Annotated in this window: 14 protein-coding genes; 3 read left to right on the plus strand and 11 right to left on the minus strand. The window is 41.3% G+C overall.

All coding sequences use genetic code 11. The features are described 5' to 3' along the window. The first annotated feature begins 230 nt into the window (after positions 1-230). Entirely contained in the window at positions 231-455 is a 225-nt protein-coding gene (locus QZ379_RS03795) for a winged helix-turn-helix domain-containing protein (RefSeq protein WP_291558528.1), read from the plus strand. Between the two features lie 160 nt (positions 456-615). Here QZ379_RS03795 and QZ379_RS03800 read toward each other — a convergent pair whose 3' ends face one another. From QZ379_RS03800 to QZ379_RS03840, 10 genes are all read right to left on the minus strand, one after another. Next, the gene (locus QZ379_RS03800; protein ID WP_291558530.1) at positions 616-1,251 is read right to left on the minus strand and encodes a porin family protein; all 636 of its coding nucleotides are present in this window, start codon (positions 1,249-1,251) and stop codon (positions 616-618) included. 22 nt (positions 1,252-1,273) lie between these two features. Beyond that, complete coding sequence (locus QZ379_RS03805) at positions 1,274-2,257, minus strand: DUF4249 domain-containing protein (protein ID WP_291558532.1); 984 nt, start codon at positions 2,255-2,257, stop codon at positions 1,274-1,276. 6 nt (positions 2,258-2,263) lie between these two features. Next, complete coding sequence (locus QZ379_RS12730) at positions 2,264-3,796, minus strand: TonB-dependent receptor (protein WP_366933568.1); 1,533 nt, start codon at positions 3,794-3,796, stop codon at positions 2,264-2,266. Beyond that, on the minus strand, positions 3,714-4,832 hold the full coding sequence (locus QZ379_RS12735) for a carboxypeptidase-like regulatory domain-containing protein (RefSeq protein WP_366933569.1): 1,119 nt from the start codon (positions 4,830-4,832) through the stop codon (positions 3,714-3,716). Before QZ379_RS12735 ends, QZ379_RS12730 begins: the two co-directional genes overlap by 83 nt. A gap of 2 nt (positions 4,833-4,834) precedes the next feature. Further along, on the minus strand, positions 4,835-5,650 hold the full coding sequence (locus tag QZ379_RS03815; RefSeq protein ID WP_291558534.1) for a FecR family protein: 816 nt from the start codon (positions 5,648-5,650) through the stop codon (positions 4,835-4,837). Positions 5,651-5,716: 66 nt separating this feature from the next. After that, complete coding sequence (locus QZ379_RS03820) at positions 5,717-6,229, minus strand: RNA polymerase sigma-70 factor (RefSeq protein WP_291558536.1); 513 nt, start codon at positions 6,227-6,229, stop codon at positions 5,717-5,719. Between the two features lie 149 nt (positions 6,230-6,378). Beyond that, positions 6,379-6,858 carry a cytidine deaminase gene (gene cdd / locus QZ379_RS03825; protein WP_291558538.1) on the minus strand — a complete coding sequence of 160 codons (480 nt, stop codon included), beginning with the start codon at positions 6,856-6,858 and terminating at the stop codon, positions 6,379-6,381. Between the two features lie 254 nt (positions 6,859-7,112). Continuing rightward, positions 7,113-8,576: a chondroitinase-B domain-containing protein gene (locus QZ379_RS03830; RefSeq protein WP_291558540.1), complete on the minus strand. Its 1,464-nt coding sequence runs from the start codon at positions 8,574-8,576 to the stop codon at positions 7,113-7,115. Positions 8,577-8,668: 92 nt separating this feature from the next. Continuing rightward, positions 8,669-10,210, minus strand: a complete 1,542-nt coding sequence (locus tag QZ379_RS03835; protein ID WP_291558541.1) for a sulfatase — start codon at positions 10,208-10,210, stop codon at positions 8,669-8,671. A 144-nt stretch (positions 10,211-10,354) separates the two neighbouring features. Next, positions 10,355-11,587: a glycoside hydrolase family 88 protein gene (locus QZ379_RS03840; protein ID WP_291558543.1), complete on the minus strand. Its 1,233-nt coding sequence runs from the start codon at positions 11,585-11,587 to the stop codon at positions 10,355-10,357. Positions 11,588-11,807: 220 nt separating this feature from the next. Here QZ379_RS03840 and QZ379_RS03845 point away from each other — a divergent pair, with 220 nt between their 5' ends. Next, positions 11,808-14,276, plus strand: coding sequence for a polysaccharide lyase family 8 super-sandwich domain-containing protein (locus tag QZ379_RS03845; protein ID WP_291558545.1), 2,469 nt, complete (start codon positions 11,808-11,810; stop codon positions 14,274-14,276). A 21-nt stretch (positions 14,277-14,297) separates the two neighbouring features. Further along, positions 14,298-15,575, plus strand: a complete 1,278-nt coding sequence (locus QZ379_RS03850; protein ID WP_291558547.1) for a Y-family DNA polymerase — start codon at positions 14,298-14,300, stop codon at positions 15,573-15,575. A 6-nt stretch (positions 15,576-15,581) separates the two neighbouring features. On the opposite strand, the gene umuD is transcribed toward QZ379_RS03850, so the two are convergent. Then, complete coding sequence (gene umuD, locus QZ379_RS03855) at positions 15,582-16,037, minus strand: translesion error-prone DNA polymerase V autoproteolytic subunit (protein WP_291558549.1); 456 nt, start codon at positions 16,035-16,037, stop codon at positions 15,582-15,584. Positions 16,038-16,164: the final 127 nt, after the last annotated feature.

The raw sequence follows: 16,164 nt of genomic DNA on the forward strand, positions 1-16,164 counted from the left end.
ACTGATGACTGGTTAGAGTTATGATTTGGGTGACGCAATGATAAAGTCAGGAAAAGATACAGGCAATTATTTCTCTATATCATGCACTTGGTGGAGGTGTTGAATAGTAGGCTATATTTTTTTATTTTGCAGTCTCTTAAAAATTACAGAGAGTAGTTTGTTATTCAAGTTGTCTGTTATGTTTTCCGAAAAACTCAAAAAGTTATTGTTTAATATTAAGTCATTTGTGTATGAATAAGTATGAAATAGAAAAAAATGCAGCTCTAATATGGAATTTGTTGAATACCAGATATTATTGGAGTTATACAGAGTTGAGAACCGAAAGTCATTTGTCTGATATAGAACTCGGAGCTGCCATCGGTTGGTTAGCTCATGAAGATAAAATAGAAATTGATATGGGTAATGAAACCTCTGAACAGAGGTTTCATTACCCATACTATAACCAGTTTTTTTGATATGTCGTATAAATCTCAGTAACTATTGAGTCCAATGCTATTAAAATACGTTGGACTCAATATAATTATCATAAAAACATTAATAGGATTTACGAGTTGTTAGTTTTTAGTTATTGATCCATTCGGATGGAACTAAAAACTAACAACTAAGAACTAATAATTAAAAATAATACGTCAGTGAAACTACAAACGTCCTGTTCTTGGTTTCAGAGTTGTTCATATAAGAATTCTTCATGCCCCAGTCATATCCTATGGCTATTTGTGTGTGACGCGCTATTTCCACTCCGGCACGGAAACCTATTCCCCAGTCGAAGCGTGGTGACAGTCCGTCTTTGAATATATTGTTTGATGATATTCCTGTTTCCGTTTTGCCGTCTGGGTATGTAGTCGTGTAATTCATCTTGCCGAACATTCCGATGTTGAAGTACGGACCGGCGTTTACGAAAATGCTTAGATTGTCGCTGACCTTGAATTTATAACCTAAGTGGATTGGTATGTTCAGGTAGTAAGGTGTTGTGTCCCATTCATATACTTTTCCTGTTCCGTTATCGTATGCAGGTGTGGATTTCCAACCGTATGATGAAATCATCAGTCCGAAGTCGGTGTACAGCCCTTTCTGTGCATCCCTGAAAGCATATTCACCTTTCAGTCCGGCATGGAAACCTGATTTTGATTCGTTCGCTATCATAGAGTTAAGGTTGTATCCTCCGGAAAGTCCGTATCTGAATTCCTGTGCTTGCGATGTCGCAAATACTATTTCAGACATTGCGATTGTGAGTAAAAAATTTTTTTTCATAAGTCTATGTTTAAATAATTGATTATTCTTCGTTCTCTTCGTCTTTCAGATTCTCAATCCAGTCTGTTTCGTAAATACTGCATCCGCCTAAAAGACCTATACCGTTTTCTATGTTTGTGTAGTGGCTGCGGATAGGAGCAAGGCCGTATCCACCTAATTCGTTGTCGTTTATATCGTTTACTGATTTCAGATACTTATACATTTCTTCCGAGAAATGGTAGAGGTAGATTTTGAAAAAATTGACTGTGCTGTTGTATTCATTTACGCTATCTTCGCTATAATATGTACCGAGATGTAATGTGTAGCTTTTGCCGTTAAGCATGGTATCGTCCCACAAATAGATCTCCTGATAATGAAGTTTCGAAATATCGAATATCTCGTCAAAACCTACTTCCTTTGACAGCAGTGGCTCTTCGTCAAGATTGAACTCTATGCCCAATAATTTATCATAGTCTGCCCCAGTATTGTAATCAGGATAATAATTGTGATAACTGATTTTCCTTGTTATTCTTACACCGTAATAGTTTTTTGTATCGGCATTATCTGTAAATGATATACGGAACTGTATTTCCCTGCCGTATGAACCGTCCTTCAGAATCATATCCCATTTGTCCAATGGGAAAGGCTGTGGTATTACTGTACTTGATTTTGCCGTAGGCATATCAGGGTATGATGCTTCCAAATCTATCTTGTCACCTTCTTTCAGTTTGCCAAGAACATAGTATGAATTTGCAGGGAGTAAGTCAGTCGCTTTGTCAGTATATTTTATCTCCTTTTCCACTCCGTTCAACTTAAATGTTATGTCGGGTTTGGCAGAAGTGTTTGTACCTTTATTGTTTACATTCATGCTTTGTGAAACCTGTATCAGTGTAGTATCTCCAATTGTGTTAGGCATGCAGAATACCATAGGCTTTCTTTTAGCCTCCACATCATCTATGTTGAATTCGTATGTGCACGATGATAATATGATCAGTAGTGATGCAATATATATAAATTTATGTCTCATATCTGTTTAAAATTTAAGTGTGTAACTGAATGACGGAATTATAGGGAATACTCCGTATGCTTTTCCTACGAAACTTCCGTCTTCTTTTTGTGTTACAGTGGCATACAGCGGATTCATCCTGCAATAGGCATTATAAAGACTGACATTCCATATTCTCTCAAAGCCTCTTTTAGTGGTTTTGCGAAAGTTTATACCCAAGTCCAGTCTGTGATAGGCCGGTAGGGAAATATTGTTCGGGGCTTCATAAACCATCATTCCCTCGTTCGGATCCTGGTTTTCTGTTACTGGTGGTATAACAGGTGCTTCTACCTTTTGTGTCGGGATAGTCATGCGGTTTCCGCTATGGAAATTCCACGATGCGTATGCGTCAATCCTGTCGCTGAACTTATGGCTCAGGTTGATAGAGAATTTATGACGGTTGTCGAACTTGTCCGGGTACCATGACTGATGGAAGTCCGGGAAGAATCTTTTGCTCCATGAAAGAGTGTAGGATGCATCGACGGATGTTTTTCCGTTACTGTAGCTGATGTCTGCTTCTGCTCCGTATGCCTTTCCTCTTCCTGTCCTTACGTTCTCTTCCCAGTTGTCGGCAGAAGGATTGAGTTGGTTATCGCCATTGTATTCTATCAGATTGTTCATTGTCTTATAGAAACCTTCTATGCTTAATCTGATGTTATACGGAAGTCTGCTGTATATTCCTGCTGAGTATTGTCGCGACCTCATAGGGGTGATTTTTTCAGTAGAAGGTACCCAATAGTCTGTCGGCAGGTTCAGGTAGGTAGCAGAAAGTTGGTGCATGAACTGACTCATCTCCGTATATGATACCTTGAAACTTACATTGTCGCAGAGCTTGATGTTCATTGCTGCGCGTGGTTCAATAGAGTGATATTTCGTACCAGCAATTCCGAACATGGTGTAGTGTATTCCACCGTTCAGCTTCAGGCGGCTGCCAAGCGAAATGTCATCTTCGGCATAGAGGGTAAATTTATTACTCTTGTACTGACTTTTTATTCTGTCTGTCTGTTCGTTATTCGCCGTATTGTCATACTTTGAGTAGAAATTCTGTGGCATGAAGATGTGGCGCATATAGTTTGAACCGAAGCGGATGTGGTTCCATGTGTTGGGACGATAGTCGAACTCCATTCTGTAGCCGAAATCGTTTATGGTGGAATGGTTGTTCTGGATTTTTATTATTGCACCGTCTAATCCCTCTATATATCCCAAACGTTCTTCACTCAGATAATCGAATTTGGAGCGGTTGTGGGTATATACTCCGGTAAAATTTGCAAACAGTTTGTGAGAAAAGATATATTTCCAGTTGACCGATGCGGTGAAGTTTCCCCATTGCAGATTGAATTTGTCTATATTTGAAAGTTCAGAAGAATAAGAATATGCCTTGTTGTTCACTTTTAGAAGATCATTACCGGAATACAGGTTGATATCCGCACGACTCTTTTCAGAAAATATGTGAGTAACTTTTGCATTGATGTCGTGGAAGGCATATCTTGTATTTATCTTGTCCCTTCTGCTTGTATTCATTATGGCTAATGAGTAAATCTATCCATGTGCGTCGCATAGCCACGTTGAAGGAGGTGCGGTCTTTTACTATCGGTCCTTCAAACTGTATTCTGCCTTCAAGAAGTCCGAGCGTGAAACTTCCGTGATATTCTTTCATGTTTCCGTCGTTTGTACGGATATCTACTACCGATGACAGTCGTCCGCCGTAACGGGCTGGGAAGCCGCTCTTGTAGAAGTCGATGTTCTTTACAATGTCAGTATTGAATGCAGAGAACAGTCCTCCGGCATGGTTCACCTGATAGAGTGGTGTACCGTCGAGCAGGAAAAGGTTCTCGTCGTTCCCTCCGCCGTGTACATAAAGTCCGGAGATTAGCTCCGTACCGCTGGCTACTCCCGACAGACTTTGAAGCTTCTTTACTACATCAGGTGAGCTCATGAAGTTGTTTCCGTTTACAAAGTCCTTTGCCGTAAGCGAAACTTTTCCGGTCTGTGTAGTGTAGATAGGGGAGTTCAGGTCGGCAGTAACCACCACCTCATTTATGCGGTAATCCGCCTTCAGGTATATGTTCTGCGATTTGTTTCCTTTTAGTGTAATATCTTCCGTCTGTTCGCCACAGCTGATATGCGAGAAACGGATTTTATGTTTTCCTTCGTTAAGCGTAAGACTGTAGAAACCATGCTCGTTTGTCAGTGTACCGGTATTGGATGTGATGTCCCATACAGTGGCGTTTATCACTGTCTCGCCGTTCTCCTGATAGATATATCCACTCAATGTATATGACGACAGTCTTTTCAGTATCACGTAGTCACCGTTTATCTCCCATTTGATGCCGGTATTGCTGAATATTGTTTCAAGGCTGTTTTCAAGGCTTACCATACTTGGTTTCTTGCCTGAATAAGGTATGTTCAGCTTTATTGACGAGTCGTAAACAAAGCTTACAGGGTAGATACTCTTCATCTGCCCCATCATGTCTTCTAAAGTGACTCTGCCTTGTGAATTTATTGATGAAACGCATATTGTAGAAAACAGAAGGATTATTGATATTATTCTGTCCATGTTCAGTCTTTTCTTGTTATTTTGATGTCTAGTGTTTTCTCTATAAGTGATATTATTTCATCTAAGCTGTCCGTTCTGAACTCGGCTGTAATGGTCTTGAAATGTTCGGACGCATAAAGGCTTGTTCCGTAATAAATCGAGAGTTCCTTCATTACGGCATCTATAGGAGTATTTTTGTAAACAAACTTTCCTGTAGCCCATGCTGACGGGTTAGGGAAGGCGGCGTTTGTTATTTCAGGTATTTCGTTTCCGTGCATCAGTGTTCCGCTCATATCCTTTGTGAGGATAATTCCTTTGGAACTGTTCTTGCCCTTGAACATTACTTTCCCGGATTTTACATACACGTTTGTGACAGTGTCCTGCATACGTTCGTCAATTTCAAATTCAGTTCCGAGGACTTTGACCTGTGCATACATTACTGTGGCCGTGAATGGTGACTGCTCGTTTCTGCGGACAGAGAAAAAGACTTTTCCTGACATATTTACCTCGCGTGACTTCTTTCCGTAATTATCGGAGTCGTATCCCAATGTGGAACCTTTGGATAGTATGGCAAGTGTGCTGTCCGGCAGGTAATGTCTGGTGAGTCCTGCGTCCGCAGTGACTGATATCATGTTGCTGTCACTACGGCTTAACAGTGTATAGCTTACTATACATATCAGTATTGCGGCAGCTACTCCGGACGAGTATATCCATAATCTGTGCAGATTATTCTGCTGTCTGTGGCCTGTGATTTTGTTCAGGGCCTTGGCCGTGTCCAGTTTCCCGTGTCTGTAATATCTGAGGACAAACTGCAAGTTTTTTTCTTCTTTATCTTTCATGATTGTACTTTGTTTTTAGATAAGACGCAAAGTATTGAAAAAACTACTATGCCGAAATGAAAAAAATTATCCGAAAAAGAACATATATACTTTGCGGATACCTTCTTTGATGTTTTTAAGAGCCTTGTTCATCTGATTTTTTACCGTGTTCACGGAAATGTTCATCCTGACGGCTATTTCCTCATACTTCATTCCGTCGCGTTTTGCAAGCAGGAACACTTCCCTGCATTTTTCCGGCAGTGAGTCTATAGCAGTCCATAGTCGGGCTTCGTCGTACGAACGTTCCTCGCATTCCTCTTCGGAGATGAGGCCTTCAAGATCGGACGGCTGTACATTGTTGTCTATCAGTGAGTCTTTCTTTACGATATCTATACAGCGGTTCCTTACCATAGAATATAGATATGATTTTATATTAGAAATCTCCATTCCTGAGTCTTTCCGTTCCCAGAGTTCGGCAAAACAGTCCTGCACCGTGTCTTCCGCATTGTCAATATCGTGAAGATAATGCAAGGCGAAAAGACACAAGGGACGGTAGTATAATCTGAAATTGTCTTTGAATGAGTTTGTATTTATAGTCATAAAGTTGTTATTCTTGTGGTATATTTTATGAAAGACTATAAAATTATGTTTTACTACTATGCGGAAAGTAGTATTTTAACGTCATTTAAGGTTCTTGCAGTTAGTAAAGCCCGGTTTGTTCGTTTTTGTGTAGTATGTATTTAATATGTTTAGTCCATGGATTTATCTGTGAATGACAGTGGAAGAAGGTCTTTCGTGCCGAGTATCTCGTAGGTGAATGCCGCACCGTACATTAACACTCGTATGGGACGCTTATACCTCATTTCTGTTTCCAATAGTACCTGTCGGCAAGCTCCGCAAGGAGTTACAGGAAGTTCGGTAAAGCCTTCTGAATTTGATGCTGCAATGGCAATGGTTGTTACTGCCTTGTCCGGGTATTGCGAGCCGGCATGGAACAGTGCGGTACGTTCTGCACACAGACCGGAAGGGTAGGCCGCATTTTCCTGATTGGACCCAGTAACAATTGTTCCGTCTTCAAGTAAGACTGCTGCTCCTACATTGAAGTGAGAGTAAGGAGCATAACTCCGTTTTGTAGCTTCCTTGGCTGCTTCAACCAGTTGCTTGTCAGAGTCTGAAAGTTCCTCGTAAAGATACTTTCTTATTGATATTTCCTGTTTCAGTTCTTTCATAGCTTGTGAATTTTAAGTGCTTCTTATGTTTGTTCATTTATTGTTCACTGGCTGTTCACTGAACGGGTAGTGAACGGTCAGTGAACAATGTCTTTTCCTAATTTTGGTTGACTGTTATAATATTCGGAATTGGGTACTACGTTGTTTTTTTACATGATAGCCTGCGGAGATGATTCTTTAAATAGATTTCCCAATTGCTGAATGTCCCACAAAATTAATAAGATTCTTTTACTGTACAGATATTTGCCTGTTTGTTATTGCATGAATACCCCTGTTTCAGCATAATTGCCCGGATATTCATCGCACCATGTAGGACCGGTTATTTTCTTATTGAGTGATTTATCCTGAAGCGGAGTAGAGAGTATCTTTAAGAAATCCAAATCTATTCCTTCGATGGATGTATACGGCAGAACCTTTTTCAGCTCTTCGGTGCTGATGCCTTTCGGAGCTGTGCCGTTTTCCCAGCCTTTCATACCAGATACATCAAGTCCGGAACATACATTGCCTTCCCATGTCTGTTTGGCGGAATTGCCGTTTTCTTCGTGCCATACGGATTTGGTTTTATTGTGGGCTGATACATAGTTGTTGGCAAATGTGATATCGTGTGGGAGTTCTGTTTCCGTACCGAATGCTTTTAATCGTCTGTCGTACATTGGAGCAAGGTTGAAAGCAGAACCTTGTACCGCAACGAATGTGTTGCTTACTACCACCATGTCATAGGCAAGGGCATGTTCGCCGGCTTTAGATCCGCAGTTGAAGTAGATGCCTGCAAATCCTCTGTCCTTCATGGTCTTTGGAAGATAGAAGAAATTGTTGCCAATAATGTGGTTACTTCCCCAGATGTACATACCACCGTAGCCGTACATTTCGTCAGTACCGATGAAAAGATTGTTCAGAGCGACCTGTTTGTCGCCATGACGGAAATTCAGAGTACCGCGACAATTGATGAATGTATTGGCAAAATATACATTCTCCATTGATTTACTTGTCACTATCTCTGCTTCTGAGTCCTGTCTTTCAAAGAGGTTGTGGTCTATAAGACATCTGCCGTAATCCTTGCGCCAGTAGCCTACTCTGATACCTCCTCCGGCATTTCCTTTCTTAGGAGGGTTTGAGAAATAGCAATAGCTGATACGGTGATACATAGGCTTTCCTGGTTCTCCTTCAAGAGTTTTCTTTCTTGTGTTGTTAAGATTTATTACCTGGTCCTGTGTGGTCTTTCCTATGAATGCGCAGTGGTGTATGTGGCAATATTGCGGTACGTGACCTGATTCGTCGAGATTGGTAGAAATATATGATGAATTTGCCTTGTCAAAATCATAGAACAGACATTCGGACACCTCGCAGTGGTCGGCATATATGCTGACGATTCCCGGACCGTGAGTCTTCCACTCGCCGGGATTTCTGCTGCCATCCTTGAAATACAGTCCTGACAGATGGATAAAATCTCCTCTAAGTTCTATAGCCGAGTTTCCTGATATGTATGCTTTACCGGGATTCTGGGCTTTGATGGTTATCATTTTGTCGCTTGTTCCGTCAGTAGTGACAGAGAGTCGCAGATTCCTGTAGGTTCCGTCTGCTATCAGAATTGTATCTCCCGGTTTAACTGTAGAAACAGCATTTACCAGATTTTGTGTTGTATTTACGATAATACTGTTGTTTGCCATCAGGGATGTAGTGAATGCTACGGATGTGAGGATAGATAATAAGCGTTTCATGTTATTAACTTTCATAAAGTTCTAATAAAAAACATGTCCGGCTGATTTAACCATAATGAATATGATTAAGACAGCCGGACAATATAAATGTATTAATATTTTATCATATCAGATAGAATCTGTTCCTTATACCATGGGTCATTTATTTCTTTGAGTTGTTTACCCATCAGAGCTAAAAGTCCTTCTACAGCCTCTTTGTTTTCTTCAAGTGGAAGATTGTTCAGCTGATATGGGTCTTTCTCGTCATCGAAGAGTAATGTCTTTGTGAGTTTATTCTCTTTGTCGATGTAAAGAGCCAAAGTATATTTGTGTGTCTTTATACCTCTTGAACGTGGGAAATAGCTTATTACTTTTCCGTCCTTGTTTTTTTCTCCGTCCATGTTCTGTATGTAGAGTGCGCCTTCCGGACGTACCACTGTTTCTGTGTTTTCTTCTCTGAAGAATGGAGCGTAGTTGTGTCCGTGTATTCCTTTAGGGATGAACTTTTCGAGGTTACTCATAGCCAGCATTGTAGGCATTATGTCAGGAGTTGAAATCATCAGGTTATCAACTCTTGGGCGAAGATGTCCCGGATATCTGATGATGAACGGAACATTCATAGACTCTGCATAAGGTGAATTCTTAGGGTCGTCAGTAAACTGGCTGCACATTGTTTCACCGTGGTCGGATGTGAATACTACTATTGTATTCTTGTCAAGTCCCATCTCCTTCAGGCAGTCAAGTATCATACCAAAAGCACGGTCAACGCCTGTTACTGATGCGAAGTAATATCTTGCCGATTCTGACTTGGCACGTTCCTTGTCGGCATTAGGACGGATAAGAAGACTGTCTATAGGCTGGTCCTTATAAAGGTTGAAGTCTTCTTCCATACAGTCGTCAAGTGAGCGGTAAGGACTGTGGGGAGGATTCATACCTACCATTATGAAGAAAGGCTTGCTCGTGTCGCGCTGGTTTCTTTCGTTCTTGATGTATGAAACTACTTCCTTGGCTTCGTGTATAGGTGACCATTCCTTAGGCTCGTGTTTCTTTCCATCATTGTCCCAGTAGTGAGGGTCTTTATGTACGTCGAAAGTTCCGTATGAATACCAGTAGTTGAATCCGTGGCGTCTTTCCTTCGGGGTATATGCGTCCCATGCCGGTATTCTTTCTTCTACATATTTACCGGGATTTTCAGGGTCGTTAGGGGTAGGGAAGTCTGCGTGTAGTTTTCCGAAGTATGCACAGTCGTATCCGTTTTTGCCGTAAACGTCGCTAATACATTCAAGGTCAGTACGAAGTGAACTGATAGGACGGCTGGAGTTACAGTTCAAAGGAACTCCACTTTCATTAGGATACATACCTGTAAGTAGGCTACCGCGGTGAGGACTACTCAACGGACAGTTACTCATGGCATTGGAAAGCACGAGTGATTCCTTAGCGAATCTGTTTATATTAGGAGTGTGTACAGGGTCTGCCTTGAAATTAACGTTTTTGTTGAATTCCGGCTCATTCCAGAATCCCATTGCCATATTTCTGTATTGGTCAGGGAATACATATACCACGTTAGGCATTTCCGGAGTTTTCTGTTCTTGCTTCTGGGCGCATCCTGTTGAAAACAGTGAAAGGCCTGTAAGTGGAAGGATAAAATTTCTCATGATTCTTATAGCTTTGATTAATGGTTTTCAAGAAAAAATATCTGTATCGCATAAAGTGATGTCAAGACTTTTTCATCCCTAAGCAATACAGATGTTTTTACGGGATTGTCCCGATTGGATGTTTAATTATTAACTTATTGTCTATTATTTTGCTGCAAAAGGTAATGGCTGGTTGTTTTCCAGATTACGTTTGCGAACGATTGCTTCCTGATAGTAGTAGTCAGCATAGTTCAGAGGAACATCGATTTCTGCTCCGTGAGGAATACTACCTACAGAGTGCATAAGGATGAAGTTACCGTTTTCACCGACTTTAGCTTTGTAGTTAGGAGAAGAAAGGTTTGTCAGAATCTTATCTGCAAGTTCCTTATAGTTCTTACCCTGGCAGTAACCGTCCATTTCGTACAAAGCAGATGCTATACAAGCAGCAGCAGATGCATCTCTTGGTTCGTTAGGAATGTTAGGAGCATCGAAGTCCCAATATGGGATGAGGTCTTCAGGAAGATTCTTGTCGTTGAGGTAGAAGTTAAGAGTCTTTTCTGCCTGGTCAAGATACTTCTTGTCGTGAGTATAACGGTAGCAGGTAGTGTATCCGTAAATAGCCCATGCCTGACCGCGAGCCCATGCTGATTCGTGTGCATAACCCTGTGCTGTCTGACGGCTGCGAACAGCTCCATCCTTCAAAGCATAGTCGACAACGTGATAGCAGCTGTTGTCCGGACGGAAGTGGTTCTTCATTGTCTGGTCAGCGTGAGATACGGCAATCTTGTGGAATGTAGAGTCGCCTGAGAATTTAGTAGCTTCGAAAAGCAATTCAAGGTTCATCATATTGTCGATGATAACAGGACATTCCCAACCGCGTTTACCCTGCCATCCTCTGTCAGCATCCCATGACTGGATAACGCCTGCTCCCGGACGGAAACGTGTAGAGAGTGATTTCGCTGCTTCTACTATTACGTCAACATATTCAGGCTTGTCTGTGATTCTATAACCAGTAAGGTAGCTGCATCCAATCATGAAGCCTACATCGTGATGCCATTTAAGATGTTTCACAGAATCAAGGTCTTCAGTATATTTTTCAGCTAAATTTTTCCATTTTTCGTCTTTGGTCAAATCGTAATCCAACCACATACTGCCAGGGAAGAATCCGCTTGTCCAGTCATCGATAGGTACATAATGGATGTTACCGTTTTTATCAAGTGTACGCGGATTGAGGATTTTACCGCTTTTTTCGATGATATCAGTTTGGATGGTATGTTGTGCTACCATGTTGCTGATTTCGGCATCAATAAAACTTTCAGTCTTTTCAGGCTTTGTGCTGCATGATGCCAATACTGCTGCAGACAAAAGTGCCAGTCCTAAGTTCTTTTTTATCTCCATGATATTAATAATTTGAATTTATAGCGCAAATATATAATAAAAAAATGAATAATCATCAGTCTTTTTATGTAATTTGTCGTTTTATTGGTGGTTTTTGGCTAAAAATTCATTTAAATAATGGCATACAGAAAAAGAAAGTATCGTATATCGTTCCCTTTAGATATATTTTTACAATAGTTTTATTATCTTTGTCTCAATAAATAATAAATTTAAGTATATTATGAAGAATTATCTGTTGTTATTACCGGTGTTTTGGGGGTGTACGGCTTTTGCACAACAGCCTGAAGTGGATTTTGCTTTCAATAACTATAAAAAGTATTATAGCTTCGGAGTTGCTTATGCTGATAATGAAAAGGCAGAGGCCATTAAAAAACTAAGAAATTATTTCAGCGAACATCCTTATAGGTTGAAGGCTTTGAAAGACGGTGTGAAGGCTAAGGAGTATCTGTCTTTGCTTACGGAAAAAGGAACGTTCTCTGATATGAACCCTATAGAACGAGGGTTTGATGAAAACGATACATATAATAAAGGGTATGCCAATACCTCGGACGATGCGGCAGGAATTTTTATTGGTGATGCATTTGAAAGGATTTTTCAGATATGCAGTGCCTGTCGTTTGGGATATATATCGGCTGATGAGGCATTGTCTGACAATCTAATGAAGGCTATAAAGCATTATGGTATGCTTGAAATATCGCGTCGTAACGATAGGCCGCGTTTTCACGCTTCATGTTTTGCTATCCCTACAGCGGCCGTGAATGTTTATTTTGCTATGCTGGATTTGATGGACAAGGCAGAGAGAGGTGAGGCAAGTCCTTTGGTGACCGAGGCTAGCGATATGCTTAAAGTTGTTGGCATTCAGGCATGGACACAGCCTTTAAGAAAGGATGCTACTGATGATAATGTGGTTTCTATTGAAAGGTTCAGAAATCATGTCTGGTGGGTTGGCGGTAATGCACTTGCATATCGTTCCTTGCTACCGGTAGCTGCTATGTACAGCTCAGTGCCAATGGTGGATTTATTGGCTGAAGTTTGCCGACGTGGTATAAGTATGACTTCGCAGGTGACTTACGAAGACTCGTTCTGGACAGAAGGTTTTACTGCCGATGGTGCCGGATGGGGGCATGGCAAACAGTGTCTTGTCTGGGGATATCCTATTGACGGAGCATCTAATGCCTTGAATATGCTTACTATGTTGCGTGGCACTCCATGGGCACAGCAGCTGGATAAATCCAATACAGAGGCATTGATGAATTTCTTCAGAGGTGGTAGCTGGTATTATTATAAAGGATACAGACTTCCGGGACTTGACAGAGGTTCTTATGTGTATAATCCTGATGAAAAGAGTATTCCTTATGCAAAAATGCTTGACGGAGTTGTAAAGAACTGGATTTCTTCTTTCACACCGGAGGAGCAAAAAGAACTTCTTGCATTGCAGAAAGAAGTGAAGACCAACCGAATCTTTATGGATGGATATTCTGACGGTATGTATAAAGGTATGAGGTGGTTCTTCAATAATGATGACTTGATGAAGAAAACTCCTGATTATCATATAGATATAAATATGGCTTCCTTCAGAACTGATGGTTTGGAGAGTGCTGCATTTGCCGATAACTATAATTTCTATCCTACAGACGGCACTACATTATTCCAGCGCAGTGGTGATGAATATTTTAAAGTTATGGGTGGATGGGATGTGACAGCCATGCCGGGCGTAACTGCCAGGGAAGGTATGGACAGACTTGTTCCTGTGACAAACTGGAGAGGATATTGCAGTAAGCATAATTTTGCGGCAGGTGCTACAGACGGTCATGAAGATGGTGTGGCCGGAATTATCTTCGAAAAGATGAACGGTTCCGATAAAGAAGGAGTTAACGACAAAGGCAATGCAGCTAAGGAAGAAAACAAAATGCTGTATGGATTTAAAGTCTATAAAGGTTATTTCATCATGGGAGATTATTTCGTAGCCTTAGGTGCGGGACTTACAAATATGCAACCGGAAATAGAAGGGGATTTGCGTACTACTATTGATCAGACAGCATGGGTTGACGACGTATATACAATAAAGAAAGGAAATAAAACACTGGTAAAGAAAGGTGAAATAATAGCTTGGAAATCGGATAAGAAGAATCCTGTATGGATTTCACAAAAAGGAAAGTTCAGCTATACTGTTTTACCTCAATTTACAAAGGAAGCATATGTATCATGTGAGACTAAACCTACAGACTGGGAAAAACGCAATCTGTCAAATAAGAAACTGTCGTCAAAGCCAAGCGAGGTCAATATACTGAGAGTATGGACTGAGCATGGACGCAAACCTGTAAATGACACATACGGATATGTCGTTTATGCAGGCACAGATGTTCCAAAAGGTAAGTTGCCGTTCGAAGTTATGAGTAATGACACTTTGGTGCAGGCTGTAAGATTACTTGATAAGACTGTCGTACAGGCTGTTTTCTATCCTGGAAATAAAGGACTGAAATTTAAGGAGTTTTCGATGTCAGTTTCAGATCCGGCAGCCGTTATGGTGAAAAAGACTGATGGAAAATATGAAATTTCTGTTACTGAGGCTACTATGAATCCTGACATAAAGGAACTGGTTGTTACGATAAACGGCAAGGAGTATAAGATTGCTCTTCCGCAAGGAATACGTTGCGGAAGTTCGGTTACTGCTAAATTTGAAATCTAAATAATATTTTTGTTTAAGCTAATGATAGCCCTTGTAGACTGTAATAATTTTTTTGTATCATGCGAGAGGGTGTTCCGTCCTGATTTGCGGAACACCCCTTGTGTGGTTTTGTCCAATAATGACGGCTGTGTGATAGCCCGAAGTAATGAGGCTAAGGCTTTGGGCATTAAAATGGGGGCACCTTTCTATCAGGTCAGGGAACTGTTGGAGAAAAACGGTGTGGCAGTATTCAGCAGTAATTATGTGCTTTATGGCGATATGAGCCGCAGGGTTATGACATTGCTCTCGGCTTATACCCCAAAGCTGGACATATATTCCATAGACGAAGCTTTTATGGATTTCTCCGGCATGGGTACAGCTGAAACACTGTTGCCATACGCCCGCGATATGGTAAGGCATATAACAAAGGGAACCGGTATTCCTATTTCTCTCGGTATTGCACCTACCAAAACATTGGCCAAGATGGCAAGCAAGTTTGCAAAGAAGTATAAGGGTTATCATTCTGTCTGTATGATAGATACGGACGAGAAAAGGGAAAAGGCTCTAAAGCTTTTCGATATAGCCGATGTCTGGGGAATAGGAAGAAGGATAGCGGTCAGGCTGAAAAGCATTGGAGTGGAAACGGCATGGGACTTTGTGCAGAAATCCGAATCGTGGGTCAGGAGAGAACTTACAGTTACAGGTGTCCGTACGTGGAAAGAACTGAGAGGAGAGGACTGTATAAGCATAGAAGAACTGCCTAACAAGAAATCCATATGTACCAGCCGCAGTTTTCCGGACGAAGGTCTGAATAATATTGAAACACTGGAAGAAGCTATTGCCAATTTTGCCTCACACTGTTCGCGGAAACTGAAGGAGGACAGGTCTGTTTGCGGAGCAATGACAGTGTTTGCATATACCAGCAGGTTCAGAAACGATTTGCCGAGCGATTATCTTCAGGCTAATGTATATTTTCCGGTACCAACGAACGATGTAATGGAATTGGTTTCCGGTGCGGTAAAAACCTTAAGGGACAAATGGCATTCCGAAACCGACTGTTATTACTATAAGAAGGCCGGTGTGATAGTCTGGGATATATGCAGCGACAGTGCCGTACAGGGAGATTTGTTCGATACCGTGGACCGTGAAAAGAGAACGGCATTGGCCAAAGCTATTGACGAAATAAACCTTAAGAACGGTTTCAATGCTGTAAGAATGGCCGTACAGGGATATGACATGAAATGGAGATTGAAATGTGAACACGTGTCGAAGCGTTTCACGACCAATATTAATGAGATAATAGACGTACATGCTGACTGACAGTCTTTACTCTCTCTTTCTTCTTGACCTGATGAGCTGCTTCTTTATATTGTACGTCAGGACTCCCCAGATTATGAAATCATTGTCCTCCGTAATCTTTATCGGTGGATAGTCTTCATTTCCCGGCACTAACCACAGGCAGCATCCGTCTGCCTCTTTCTCTATTCTTTTAAGGGTAAATTCTCCGTCGATGAATGCCACCACTATATCTCCGTCCATCGGCTCTATACTCTTGTCTATAACCAGCAAATCCCCGTCCGAGATGCCGAATCCGGTCATAGAGTTGCCTACGGCACGGGCGTAAAATGTAGTGGCCGGATGTGACACAAGCTCTTTGTTCAGGTCTATCGAGTCTGTCATATAGTCCTGTGCAGGGCTTGGGAAACCGGCACGTATGCCTTCGCCGGCTATGGGCAAGTCAAGTTCCGTACTTAAGTCTGCTGAGTAGAATATTAGTTTCATGGCTGCAAAGTTAAATAAATATCCGTATCTTTGTGGCAGATTAATAATGATAATTTATGGCATTTGAAGCAACAAAAAGGGAATGGGGCGAACTTTACGCTTTCTTTCGTATATTGGCCGACGGACA

This window comes from Bacteroides sp. (assembly GCF_019417265.1).
Lineage (GTDB): Bacteria > Bacteroidota > Bacteroidia > Bacteroidales > Bacteroidaceae > Phocaeicola.

What these genes read in the sequence shown, in the direction of transcription:
- QZ379_RS03795 (WP_291558528.1), top strand. Translation starts at nt 231, where the DNA reads ATGAATAAGTATGAAATAGAAAAAAATGCAGCTCTAATATGGAATTTG.
- QZ379_RS03800 (WP_291558530.1), bottom strand. Translation starts at nt 1,251, where the DNA reads ATGAAAAAAAATTTTTTACTCACAATCGCAATGTCTGAAATAGTATTT.
- QZ379_RS03805 (WP_291558532.1), bottom strand. Translation starts at nt 2,257, where the DNA reads ATGAGACATAAATTTATATATATTGCATCACTACTGATCATATTATCA.
- QZ379_RS12730 (WP_366933568.1), bottom strand. Translation starts at nt 3,796, where the DNA reads ATGAATACAAGCAGAAGGGACAAGATAAATACAAGATATGCCTTCCAC.
- QZ379_RS12735 (WP_366933569.1), bottom strand. Translation starts at nt 4,832, where the DNA reads ATGGACAGAATAATATCAATAATCCTTCTGTTTTCTACAATATGCGTT.
- QZ379_RS03815 (WP_291558534.1), bottom strand. Translation starts at nt 5,650, where the DNA reads ATGAAAGATAAAGAAGAAAAAAACTTGCAGTTTGTCCTCAGATATTAC.
- QZ379_RS03820 (WP_291558536.1), bottom strand. Translation starts at nt 6,229, where the DNA reads ATGACTATAAATACAAACTCATTCAAAGACAATTTCAGATTATACTAC.
- cdd (WP_291558538.1), bottom strand. Translation starts at nt 6,858, where the DNA reads ATGAAAGAACTGAAACAGGAAATATCAATAAGAAAGTATCTTTACGAG.
- QZ379_RS03830 (WP_291558540.1), bottom strand. Translation starts at nt 8,576, where the DNA reads ATGAAACGCTTATTATCTATCCTCACATCCGTAGCATTCACTACATCC.
- QZ379_RS03835 (WP_291558541.1), bottom strand. Translation starts at nt 10,210, where the DNA reads ATGAGAAATTTTATCCTTCCACTTACAGGCCTTTCACTGTTTTCAACA.
- QZ379_RS03840 (WP_291558543.1), bottom strand. Translation starts at nt 11,587, where the DNA reads ATGGAGATAAAAAAGAACTTAGGACTGGCACTTTTGTCTGCAGCAGTA.
- QZ379_RS03845 (WP_291558545.1), top strand. Translation starts at nt 11,808, where the DNA reads ATGAAGAATTATCTGTTGTTATTACCGGTGTTTTGGGGGTGTACGGCT.
- QZ379_RS03850 (WP_291558547.1), top strand. Translation starts at nt 14,298, where the DNA reads ATGATAGCCCTTGTAGACTGTAATAATTTTTTTGTATCATGCGAGAGG.
- umuD (WP_291558549.1), bottom strand. Translation starts at nt 16,037, where the DNA reads ATGAAACTAATATTCTACTCAGCAGACTTAAGTACGGAACTTGACTTG.